This window comes from Mucilaginibacter sp. OK268 (assembly GCF_900103125.1).
Classification (GTDB): Bacteria; Bacteroidota; Bacteroidia; order Sphingobacteriales; family Sphingobacteriaceae; genus Mucilaginibacter.
In genome coordinates this window covers 1157013-1169834 of sequence record NZ_FNJV01000001.1, presented here as the reverse complement: position 1 = coordinate 1169834, position 12822 = coordinate 1157013, and the positions used below count along the sequence as shown (strand labels likewise).

Genomic DNA, 12822 nt, shown 5'->3' with positions numbered 1-12822 from the left:
TACTTAAGTATTTTTTTGATGTCTTAACCAAAAGGGAGTCTTTAGGTTAGCCATAAATAAGGTCCCAATTAAGATTTCTTCAATCGGAACATACTGGTAAATCGGTCGCAGACCAATAAATTATTTGCCGCTTTCAGCTTCGGACAATCCGTTTTGCCGAACGGAAGTGATGTAGGCAGAGGGCAGCATGTTGTATTCATCCTTGAACAGTTTCGTAAAATATTTAGGGGTATTGAAACCCACCTCATAGCAGATCTGGCTAATGGTCATTTGGCTATTTTCCAATAAATACACCGCTTTTTTTAACCGTATTGAACGGATGAACTCCAAAGGTGATTTGCCGGTAAGCATCAGTATTTTATTGTAAAGCGATCCGCGGCTCATATTCATCTTGCGGCTTAACTCCTCTACCGAAAGGCTGTCATTAGAGATATTCATTTCTATATATTCAACGATGTTCCTTAACAATTTCTCGTCTTCATTTTCTATAAGTATTTCCTGTAATTGGACATCGATTTGCTTTTTGTAGGTCCGTTTGTAGGTTTCCCGGAGTATAAGGATGTTTTTGATCTTTGAAAGCAGTATTTCAAAATTAAAAGGTTTGGTCACATATTCATTCGCTCCGATTTCCAGGCCTTTGATCTGCTCTTCCTCACCCGTTAATGCGGTTAGCAGCACAACAGGGATGTGTGAGGTACGCTTATCATTCTTTAGTTTTTTGCACAGTTCAATTCCGGTCATCTCCGGCATACTGATATCACTTACGATAATATCCGGGTGTAGTGAAAGCGCCTTTTGCCATCCTTCCCGTCCGTTTGAAGCTTCGATTAAAAAAAATATATCCTTTAAATTATCCTTCAAATAAAAACGAAAGTCATCGTTATCCTCCACTAAAAGGACAACTGGCTTTTTATTTGCCCGCTGCTGTTTGGCTACCGTTTTAATTTCATTTTGGCTGGCATCATTCAGGTTTTCACTATCGGCCTCATCGCCGGCTGACATGTCCGTTTCCGGGGGGGTACAAATGACGAGCGGCAGCCTGATGATAAAGCAACTGCCGTGATCCGGCTCGCTTTCAACTGTAATTTCTCCTTCGTGCATCTTCACAAACTCCCGGGTTATCGCCAGACCTATGCCACTGCCCTGGTTGATCATCGAATCGGGAATATCATGCTGAAAAAAACGCTCGAAAATTTTACTATGCTTTTCCTGGGGAATGCCTATGCCTGTGTCGATCACTTTAATTTCAAGAACAATTTTGCAATCAGCCTCCTCATTCGCATTAAGCAGAACACTTACCTTGCCACCAGTGGGCGTAAATTTAAACGCATTTGATATCAGGTTAAACAATATTCTTTCTATCTTATCATGATCGAAAGTGGTAAACATAGAATCAACCGTAGTGTCAAATACAAACCCGATTTCTTTTTCTTCCGCGATATCTGTAAATGACAGGCTTGTCTCACTGATGAACTTCACAATATCTCCGGGCTTCCTATGCAGTTTCAACTCCTGAACTTCCATCTTCCTAAAATCAAGCAGCTGATTGACCAGGTTTAACAATCGCCTGGCATTTTTTCTGATCATGTTCAGCTGTTGTTCCTGCTCCCGGTCAGCGCGCGTAAGCATCTTATCAACAGGCGCTATGATCAATGACAACGGTGTTCTGAACTCGTGACTAACATTCGTCAAAAATTTAGTCTTCAATTGGTCGAGTTCCTGCATACGCTTAATCTCTTGGCGCTCCTGTTCAATGATTAATCTGGCTTCCCGTTTTTCTTTTTCCGCGATGAATTGTCTTCTTATTTTTTGTATCCCCCTCTGCCGGATAAACAAAAGCGTACCCAGAAACAGTGCCATGTAAATGACATAGGCGAAGGTCGATTCCCAGAATGGCGGCAGTATTTTGATTCTTAATGAAATATAATCCGGGTTCCACACGCCCTCTGCATTAGAGGCCCGCACCTTAAAAACATAATCGCCCTGATCCAGGTTGGTATAGCTGGCTTTCCGCGTTCTGTTATCTGCATTTACCCATCCTTTATCAAAACCCTCCAGCATATACTGATGCCTAACTTTGCCCGGGTTAAAAAAATCAAGAGCGGCAAATTCTATGGAAAAGACATTTTCGCTGTGATTGAGCGTTATATCGCGGGTTACGGCTATCGCTTTTGACAGTACTCTATGGCCATTGATAAGCTCATTGGCAGATATACTCTTGTTAAACAATTGAAAATCGGTAAAAACTAACCTGGATTTATTGGTAACAGGTTGTATACTTGCGGGATCAAATATATTAAAGCCATCGCCACCACCAAATATCAGCTCCCCACGATGTGTTTTCAAAGCGGAATTTATATTAAATTCCCGGCCTTGCAGACCATCCGTTTCGTCAAAGTCTTCGAAGTGAAAGGTAAAAGTATTTGCTGTTGGTACTAAGGTGACGCGGCTTAACCCGTTTGAGGTACTCAACCACATCGCTCCCCTGTCATCCTCTTCTGTATTCGATACGGCATTAGCGGGGAGCCCGTTTTTCTTCGTCAGTGAGGTGAACGTGTTTGTTTTAGGGTTCAGAATATTCACGCCGCCCGCCGTCGCGATCCATATCAAACCTCGGCTATCCTGGTTGATACTGTTTACGGTATTGTCGATTAAGCCATTTACGCTGTTTCCATTGGCGATATAATGGATTACCCGTCCGGTATTTTTCAATATAACATCTATGCCCAGGTATCCCCCTGTCCATATATTGCCTTGCTTATCCTCAAAGATCGAGGACACCATCCGGGACCTGATATCGGATTGCTTAAATGGATGGTAAAATATTTTTTTTGAACGGTCGAAAATCTCCAGCCCGCCTTCAAACGTTCCTATCCATAAGCGGTGTGAGGAATCTTCCAGAATACTCCATACCCTGTCATCAGCAATACTGGTGGTTAATTTATCATCGTGTTTATAATGTGTGAATATTTTCCCGTTGAAGCAATCCAGCCCGCCAAAATACGTGCCGATCCATAACTTTTGGTCATGATCAATACATAAAGTGACAATAATGTCATTAGTCAAGCTATTGGGGTTTCCAGGATCATGTTTATACTGTGTATATTTGCCGGTTTTGCGGTTAAAATAAATCAGGCCGCCCCCGTTGGTGCCAATCCATAAATTACCCAGTTTATCTTCGACAAATTTGTTGACATCATTGAAACTTAAACTGGCGGGATCTGACGCAAAATGCCTGTAAAGCGGGAACCTGATAATGTTTTTATGGTAATAACTTATTCCCTTTTTAAAGGTGCCAGCCCAAATAACACCCAAATTATCCTTATAGAGCGTAGCGGTATTCTGCCTTAATGATTTGGCATCATCTTCACGGTTCAGCAGGTAGGTTATTTCAAATTTCTTTTTATCCAGCACATTGATCCCTCCGTGATCGGTTGCAATCCATATACGGCCATCATCGGCCTCGACGATATTGGTGATGATACTCGCCTTTAATTTCACCCCTTCTGATTCCTTATCAATATGCCGGAGAATCCCTGTTGTTGGCTTATAATAAAACACACCCAAATCACCATAAGGCGCATAAAACCACAGATCATTATCCCGGTCGACGGTTAAGAAATAATAACCGTCTTTTTTATTGGTTGCCTTTTTAAAAATATCGGTTTGATAGCTGATTTTATTAAGCTTAACATCCACCATCTCCACTGTACCGTCACTGTATACTATCCATATATTGCGTTTACTATCAAGGGAGATATCTATAATGGCGTTTGAATATAACGAAGGGATGGAATTAATACCATGACTATAACGTTTCGTCTGCTTGCTTACCGTATTATACCGGTAAATACCTGAATCCGGATACAAGAACCAGAAGTCCGCAGCGCCTGTCCGCACAATCTTGGTAACATTCGAATAAAGAGGGAGTTTTAAAGGTCGCAGCAACAATGACATATCGCTATTAAATTGCTCTTTATCAGGATCATAAAAACAGAACCCATTGCGCGTTGATATCCATAACTTTTTATCAGGACCTTCAAAAATCTTTGTGATAACATCATAACTGACAGAATTTTTATCATTGCTATCATGCTTAAATACTTTAAAGGTGTAGCCGTCAAACCGGTTAAGGCCGGAGGCCGTACCAAACCACATGAAGCCATCCGAATCTTTTAATATGCTGTTGACCTGGTTATGCGATAGTCCGTCACTTATATCGAGGTGCGAGAAACGATACTGGCCGCTTTGTCCAAAAGCGGGGAAACATCCCCCAATCAATGTAAGCACAAGAAGGTAATAATAGAATTTTACGCGCATGGAGTTCAACATTGGACGAACCGGGAATCAACAGAATTAAAATATAACCAGTACACTAAGGTAATATAAATGTGACACAATAAGATTATGAATATATAACAATAAAGCTACTTATCCATTACTGTTATTGATCGCAATAGATCATAAAAAATGCGCCCCGGATCTCACTCGGGACGCATTGACCTGTCTTTTTCGAATTCAATCACAATTATGATTATGATCTTTTAAAAAAATGCGTCCGTATCGCACCCCGGACCGCATTGACCTGTCTTTTCAACTAAATGTTTTATTCTCTTACCTGTCTTTTAAACCAGCCGACATCAGGTTTTTAACAGATATTTAAGTTGCTTTGCAGCAGTTCTAAAAGTTATAATTTCAAAAACGCCCATTGCTGGTTTTTGCCGCCATTGTAATCCCATTGATCAAGCGCGCCGCCATTTGCGAGCGAAGATTGTGCGACTTCCAGGGCTTTCCCGCTATTCACATTGATAATTTTATAGTAGCCGTTGTCAGTTGGCTGAATTAACCAATTTTGGTTATTTCCGCCCGTACCGGTGTAAGCCCATAAATCCGCGAAACCGCCGTTAGCATTAGACCAGCCATTTATTTCCAGGCACTTACCGGAGGTATGCATCGGCGTTAACAGGTAGCCACTGCCGGCAGGCTGCACTTTAAATTGCTGATTTGATCCGGCTGAATAATCCCATTGATCTGCCAATGTTTGATTAGCGGTTCCCCAGCCGGCAATATCCAGAGCCTTAAAACTGTATCTGTTAACAATCTGATATACACTTCCAGCCTGAATTCCCGGAGATGTACTGCTTTGCGCCCCCTGCACCATTGCAGCCAGTTGTTGTTGATCTTTTACGGCGTACGTCGATCTGTCAATGATCGACCCGGTGTCCCAAAGAAACGGCAGCATACCGTTCAACAATGCTTGGTGTATAACATAATTATACCAATATGCCCTGGAAGCAATATGGAGATTATAAGCATCTCCTGTAAGGGACGATCGGCGCCCCGCGGCAAATTCCCCTAAGACCACCGGGATGCCTTGGTTAACAAACTTCGTCTTCATTGATTGGAAATATCCATTGAGGTCCGACTCCTCGCCATAAGTTGCATTGCGGGAAGGATCGGTGGTAGAGTGATATCCTGATCCCCAATAATAAAACATATTGCCCCATGATGCGTCGCCGTCCATCAAACAAAAATTATAAGGGGTGTAGTAATGAACTTCAACCATCATGCGATTGGAGGCCGGATCTGAAGGAAGGGTGTTCATCAAACTGTTTGTTTTTACAATGTCCGTACTTGGCCCCTGTATTACCAGAGTTCTGTAACTGTTATGGCCCCCGGTTGATCTCACCGCATTGATAAAAGTTTGATGATAAGAAAGCAAAATGCTCATCCCTGTGGCATCTGCGGCCGGAGGCTCGTTCGCGCTGGCAAAAAGTAGGTGTTCATCAAAACCACGCATTTGCGTTGCAATTTGCTCCCAAAGCGCCTTTTGTTTGGCGTTAACTGCAGCCTGCGCCGCAGTTGTAATATTGTTATCCAACCATCCGCCGTCCCAATGTATGTTTAATATCACATACAAACCGTCGTTAACACAATATTGCACCACCTGCTGCACACGGCTAAGCCAGGCGGGGTCTATTTTTGAAGTTGTAGAATCCGGTACATGTGACCAATTCCAATTACAAGGAATCCGTATTGCGGTAAAGCCGCTTTGTTTTACCTTGTCGATGAATGCCTGGGTAATATTAGGGGCTCCCCATCCGTTTTCATTATTGACGGCTTCCATGGTATTGCCAATGTTAAATCCTAACTGGATTCTTGAAGCGATCTGAACCGCCGTACTGCTCATACCTGTCTGATCAGGCGGAAGAGGAGATGTGTTGTAACTCGGGTAACTGGTTGCGGTCAACGTTTTGGTGCCCGTTTTAACAAGCGGATTAACGGGTGGATTGGCCATTTGCTGTTTGTGGCATCCCGATACCACCAGCATGATTGCGATGCAATAAAAATAGTTTACGGTTCTCATATTGTAAATAAAATTGGTTTCTTGTAAAAAGGCACTAAAAAACAAGGACGTGCCGGTAACCGAATGTACAGATGCTCTACCTGCCTCATCATCAAAGCCAGCCAGGTATACTCACATTACCCATCATAATCATGCTATAATCTCGCCACCACAGGACTACCATTGTACACCACTCTTTTATCAAACCTGACAGCTTCCGATGGACCCAATCCATGTTTACTATCAACCACAACAATATTGAAAATACGGCGCTTTAACATTCCAGGAAATTTTCCTTTGGTAGCTGAAATGCTCAATTCTTTCCGTTTATCATTCCATACGAGTGTAAAAGTGGCGTACCGCCCTTTTTCGTAATTGTAATTATCGTTCTCGTCCTCATAAAATTTAAACGCCCCATCAGCACCGGGATAAATACGCAGCTCTATATTGCTGTTCGGTTGCTCGGTAGCATACTCCACGTGAGGTCCCATGGGTATAATAGAACCGGCCTTTACATATAAAGGCAATATCTCTATAGACGCAGCCGCGTTGATGGTTTGTCCGCCCTCCAATACCTCGCCGGTCCAGAAATCATACCATTTACTGGTGGCAGGCAGGTACACATGGCGGGTTTTCGTTTTTTTATCGGCACCAGCAGATGTATATAATTGCTCCGTAACCGGATTAACCATAAAGGCCGGACCGAACATGTACTGGTCAGGTATACCGTAAACTTTGGCATCGTTCCTGAAATCGAAAGTGAGGGCGCGCATCATGGTATAATTATCGGTCGTTACACGACCCGCCAATGAGTAGATGTAGGGCAGTAAACGGTAGCGCAGCTGATCAAAATTCAGCAGGATAGCTTTAGTGTTATCATCCCAGTTTTTGCTGAAGAGGGCACGTTCGCCTTTACCATGTATGCGGAAGATGGGGCTAAATGCGCCAAACTGAAACCAACGGGTAAACAGCTCCCGCTTATCGGGCTGCGACCAATCGGGCACTGTCCAATGGAAATGATAACCGCCGATATCCGAGGTCCAGTAGGGCAGGCCCGATGCGCAGGCGTTTATGCCCTGCGGCACCTGGTTTTTAAAGTCTTTAAAAGTACACTCGATGTCACCGGACCATAAGGTTGATGCATTGCGCTGTTCCCCGGCAAATGACTGTCTTACCAGGAAGAAAGCCCGCTTGCCGGGAATATCCCTGCGCCAGCCTTCATAAACCCCCTTGGTATGCTGTAAGGAGTAGGTGTTGAAATAATCAATCCCTTTACCAATGTTAAAATTGCTTTGGCGGCGGGCATCCTGCAAAGCGCCGTTATCGGGTTCGCACTGATCTATCCACCAGGCATCCCATCCATAGCGCCGGATCAAACTGTCGCGGGCCTGATCCCAGTAAAGCTCACGGGCTTTGGGATTGTGGGCATCGTAATAGATATCAAAAGTATGGGTAACGATATTATCCCAGCTAATATCGGTCAGGCCGCCCATTTTTTCCAGCGCATCATAGTTCGGTGTACCTTTGCCAAATACCGGCCATATCGATATCATGGCATGGATGTTTGCTTTATGCAATTCGTCTACCATTTGCTTCGGATGCGGGTAACGCTCCGGTTTCATCACATGCGATCCGATAGGCAATGGATCCCAGTAATACCAATCCTGCACTATCGCGTCAACCGGAATATGATTATTGCGATAATTATCTTTTACGCCGATGATCTCCTCTTCACTCATATACCTGTCCTGCGATTGAAACAGACCAAAGGCCCATTTGCCAAACATAGGCGCACGACCAGTGGCTGTACGATACAGATTGATAATATGATCAAAGTCGGGACCGTAAAAAAAATAGTAATCAACCTGCCTGCCGCTTTCTGATACGTATTTGAATTTGGTGTTATCGTTTTCGGCACCGTAAAAATTTGATGCCGAGTAATTATCCCAAAGCAAACCGTAACCTTTGGTTGATAACAGTACGGGAATAGCGCCGGTAAGATATTTGATCAGCAATTCCTGGTTACGGCCTTTGTAATTGATGGACAGGGAATCAAGCGGGTGGCAGCCCAATCCGTACAAAGCCTCATTTTTGGGTGATACAAATTGCGTACTTATATTGTATGTATTGATCCCCGCAATAGTAGCAGGGCTTATTCTTTTGTTATCACTATCTTCGGCGGTAATGATATTGCCTTTCAGGTCGGTATAGGTGATAGCATTGGTGGCCTTGTTTACCCTCACCTTTAATCTGGCCGTTGTGATGATAACCTCGGTCTTGCTTTCGGCTACCTGGTAAGCCGGGCGTACCTGCCAGTTGTTGTCAACCACCAATGATGGCTTTGTTTCAAACGCATTAAATATGGTGTATTTTACTTCAATAATATCATCCTTGCAAACGGCTATGTACATTAAGCCTTTATCCAACTTAAATGTCAATCCGTTTGCATCTTTTTTGTACGATAGAACAGATGCCTTAATAGGCTGGCTTATACAAAATAAAAATAAGAGCATCATTAGCCTGAAGCGAAGATGCTTCAAACCTTGTTTTTTGTTCAGCATGAATATAGGTTTATTGGTAATTTATTAATGTTTTGTTCCCGACTAATAAAAATGACAGCTGATCAAAAGATCATTGTTCCATAACAGTGCTCCCGTTTCCTATAGGGAAACAACAAACGATGATCTGTATTTTTAAACGCCGTCAGGTTTATTAATCGGGTGGCCAAAAATATAAAGCGGGAAGCTGGATGAAGGGGTACAAAAGTGAATAAATAGGGCGTCAAATGTTGAAATTGTCAAAAAACCGCGCTGTCTCTCATACAGCCCGACCGTATGGGATTTTTTAGCCGCTGTCGCTTTCTTTCCAAACAGGCTATTCTGGCCGTTTTATTTTTGACAAAAAGATGGGTTTACATGGTTTACACTTTTCATGGTTAACATGCATATAAATTATTGATAATCAATTATTTGAATTTTATTTCCAAATAAAAGTGTAAACCATGTTTTTTGTATAAATATTATTGGCTAAACGTCAATTCACAAATGACACGACACTATAATAAGAAAGTCTTGCACGAAGCGGCCCTTTTTTATTAATTAATATTTTAAGTGTTTTTTTAACAATTATAAATATATTTTATACTTTAGCAACGCTGATACCAAACCGTCAGTTAAACCAAATTATTTACTTCCTGAAAAGTATCAATTCAAAGACGCAATGCTGTAAAAAGCTAAGTTAACAACCTGAAATTATGAAGAATAACAAAAATTTATTATTGATATTAAGCTGTTCGACAGCCCTTTTTGCAGCATGTAGCGGTAACCCCAAAGCCACTAATTCAACCGCGAAAGATTCGGTATCAGCAAATACACAGCAAATACCTGATTCGGCCAGTTTTGCAGCCGATATTCAGGGGCAAAAAGTAAAACTCTTCAGCCTGAAAAACAACAGCGGTACAACCGTGGCCATTACCAATTACGGCGGCAGGCTGGTAAGCTTACTGGTGCCCGATAAAGACGGTAAAGCCACCGATGTTATTTTAGGTTACGATTCGCTGAAAAGCTATCAAAAACCTAAAGAGCCTTATTTCGGTGCTATCATTGGCCGTTACGGCAACCGCATAGCCAAAGGTAAATTCACGCTTGATGGTAAAGCTTACCAGCTGGATATTAACGATGGTGTAAATACCCTGCACGGTGGCTTTAACGGCTTTTATGGCAAGGTATTTTCGGCTAAGCAACAGAGCGCTTCGCAACTGGAATTGACTTATGTATCAAAAGATGGTGAAGGCGGTTATCCAGGTAATTTAACAGCAACAGTATCTTATACTTTGGGCGATGATAACTCGCTTAAAATTGAATATAAAGCCACCACCGATAAAACTACCATCGTTAATTTAACTAATCACGCATACTTTAACCTGAATGGTGCGGGTAGTCCAACTATTACCAACAACGTCGTGCAAATAAATGCCGACGCGTTTTTGCCAGTAGATACCACACTTATACCAACTGGTAAGTTACAGCCGGTTAAAGGTACCCCGTTTGATTTTACCACATCAAAAACTATTGGTAAAGATATAGGTACTGCCGACGAACAATTGAAAAACGGCAAAGGTTATGACCATAACTTTGTGCTGAACAAGCATAACCTTACCACACCGGTTGCAACCGTTAAAAGCACCCAAACCGGTATCACCATGGAAGTTTATACCGAAGAACCCGGCTTGCAATTTTATTCGGGTAATTTCTTAACCGGCGAAAGCAAAGATGGTAAAGGCGGCAAAGCTTATCCGTACCGTTCAGCGTTTTGCCTAGAAACCCAGCATTTTCCTGACGCGCCAAATCAGCCTGCATTTGCTTCAACCGTGTTAAAACCCGGTCAAACTTATCATACGATTACCATTTATAAATTCTCCAAATAAACAAGCCATGCTAAAAAGAGCTTTTTTAATGCTGTGTGCAGCCGGTGCGTTTACCGTGGCATATGCGCAAACACCTTATATCATCGCTGTAGATCAGGTGAAGGCTCATATTCAGCCTACCATGTATGGGATATTTTTTGAGGATATTAATTTGGCTGCCGATGGCGGTGTATACGCCGAACTGATAAAAAACCGCTCGTTCGAGTTCAACATGCCCCTGACGGCCTGGAAAGAGCAGAAAAAGGATGGCGGCGATGGGCGCACGGAGGTAATCAACCGTGCTGTTGAACGGCCGGAGAATGCGCATTTCATAAAAAACTATATCACAACCGATGCCGGCTTCTACGGTTTCTCGAACGACGGCTTCCGTGGAATGGGCGTTAAAGAAGGTGAAGAATACAACTTTTCGGTAATAGCTAAACAAGAAGGTGATGCCAACGTAAAACTGAATATTGAACTACATGGTGATAACGACGCGATTATAGGTAAAGCCAAACTTACTCCAACTGATAAGGAATGGAACCGTTACAGCGTAAAATTTAAATCGAACACTACGACGCAAAAAGCGCAATTATATGTTTGGATGAGCGGTAAGGGCGTCATTGACTTAGACATGATTTCCCTATTCCCCGAGCATACCTGGAAAAACCGCCCGGGTGGTTTACGGGCCGACCTGGTGCAAAAGCTAGCCGATCTTAAACCCGGCTTTTTACGTTTCCCCGGCGGTTGTATTGTGGAAGGCCGTGACCTCAATAACCGTTATCAATGGAAAAAAACCATAGGCGCGGTTGATAAACGCGAGAATATCATTAACCGCTGGAATACTGAATTTAAGCACCGCCCGGCGCCTGATTATTATCAAACTTTTGGTCTGGGCTTTATGGAGTACTTCATGACCGCTGAAGATATTGGTGCGTCGCCTTTACCCATCCTGAATTGCGGCATGGCCTGTGAGTTTAATACAGGTGAACTGGTGCCCTTGGATAAACTTGATCCTTATGTGCAGGATGCGCTTGACCTGATCGAGTTTGCCAATGGCGATGTCGGTACCAAATGGGGCAAGCTGCGTACCGACCTTGGTCACCCGGCTCCGTTCAATTTAAAAATGATAGGTGTAGGTAATGAGCAATGGGGACCGCAATATATCGACCGATGGAAGATTTTCACTAAAGCCATCAAGAGCAAATACCCTGATATAAAGATCATATCTGCTTTAGGGCCTGCACCTGCAGGCAAGGAGTTTGATCTGTTAAATACAACATTCCGCAGTTTAGGCGCCGATATTTTAGACGAGCATTATTACGCGCCTCCAAAATGGTTCAGAGATAATGCCCGCCGTTATGATAACTATGATCGTAAGGGACCTAAGATCTTCGCAGGCGAATATGCCGCACAAAGCGTTGCTACCGTAAGTCCACAAAACAAGAACAATTGGGAATGCGCGCTTTCTGAAGCGGCCTTCATGACCGGTTTGGAACGGAATGCAGATGTAGTGAACATGGCGTCCTACGCTCCCCTGTTTGCCCACGTAGAGGGCTGGCAATGGACCCCGAACCTTATCTGGTTTGATAACCTGAAAAGCTATGCCACGCCAAACTATTATGTACAGCAATTATTCTCCCTCAATAAAGGCACAGATGTAGTCCCGCTTACTTTAAATAACGAAGCTGTAGCCGGACAAAATGATAGCTATGCAACCGCCTGTTTAGATAAGAACACCAACGAACTGGTGATCAAATTTGTGAACACAAGCACGTCGGCGCAAAATGTAAGCTTCAAAATTACCGGTTCAAAAGGCTACCAAAAACAGGCCTTCCTTACTACGCTGAAAGCGGAAAATAAGGATGCGGAGAATTTATTAACAGCGCCAATGACAGTTAGCCCTGTTGAAGGTACTGTTGCTATTTCAGGCAATACCCTGAAGCTAGCGGTTGAACCTTATTCGTTTACAATAGTGAGGCTGAAAAACAAATAACGGTTGAGTAAGATATTTTCCATCATAGAGTTTATCTCTGGGGCCGGTTCTTATAAACTCCCGACGAATTGATTA

The 12822-nt window shown here is 43.0% G+C and carries 5 protein-coding genes; 2 read left to right on the top strand and 3 right to left on the bottom strand.

Annotated features, from left to right (window positions below):
* Positions 1 to 120 precede the first annotated feature (120 nt).
* The 3 genes from BLR84_RS04860 to BLR84_RS04850 all read right to left on the bottom strand — a co-directional run bounded on the left by BLR84_RS04860 (position 121) and on the right by BLR84_RS04850 (position 8907).
* Complete coding sequence (locus BLR84_RS04860) at positions 121 to 4320, bottom strand: hybrid sensor histidine kinase/response regulator transcription factor (protein WP_090465836.1); 4200 nt, start codon at positions 4318 to 4320, stop codon at positions 121 to 123.
* A 367-nt stretch (positions 4321 to 4687) separates the two neighbouring features.
* The gene (locus BLR84_RS04855) at positions 4688 to 6367 is read right to left on the bottom strand and encodes a cellulase family glycosylhydrolase (protein WP_176851950.1); all 1680 of its coding nucleotides are present in this window, start codon (positions 6365 to 6367) and stop codon (positions 4688 to 4690) included.
* 134 nt (positions 6368 to 6501) lie between these two features.
* Positions 6502 to 8907, bottom strand: a complete 2406-nt coding sequence (locus BLR84_RS04850) for a glycoside hydrolase family 31 protein (RefSeq protein WP_090465096.1) — start codon at positions 8905 to 8907, stop codon at positions 6502 to 6504.
* Positions 8908 to 9599: 692 nt separating this feature from the next.
* Between BLR84_RS04850 and BLR84_RS04845 the strand changes: the two genes are divergently transcribed.
* Positions 9600 to 10772, top strand: coding sequence for an aldose epimerase family protein (locus tag BLR84_RS04845; RefSeq protein WP_090465093.1), 1173 nt, complete (start codon positions 9600 to 9602; stop codon positions 10770 to 10772).
* 7 nt (positions 10773 to 10779) lie between these two features.
* Positions 10780 to 12747 (top strand): alpha-L-arabinofuranosidase C-terminal domain-containing protein, encoded by a 1968-nt coding sequence (locus BLR84_RS04840; protein WP_090465091.1) that lies wholly within the window; start codon positions 10780 to 10782, stop codon positions 12745 to 12747.
* Positions 12748 to 12822: the final 75 nt, after the last annotated feature.

Coding starts and splice junctions, on each gene's coding strand:
- BLR84_RS04860 (WP_090465836.1), bottom strand. CDS start 4,320: ATGCGCGTAAAATTCTATTATTACCTTCTTGTGCTTACATTGATTGGG.
- BLR84_RS04855 (WP_176851950.1), bottom strand. CDS start 6,367: ATGAGAACCGTAAACTATTTTTATTGCATCGCAATCATGCTGGTGGTA.
- BLR84_RS04850 (WP_090465096.1), bottom strand. CDS start 8,907: ATGCTGAACAAAAAACAAGGTTTGAAGCATCTTCGCTTCAGGCTAATG.
- BLR84_RS04845 (WP_090465093.1), top strand. CDS start 9,600: ATGAAGAATAACAAAAATTTATTATTGATATTAAGCTGTTCGACAGCC.
- BLR84_RS04840 (WP_090465091.1), top strand. CDS start 10,780: ATGCTAAAAAGAGCTTTTTTAATGCTGTGTGCAGCCGGTGCGTTTACC.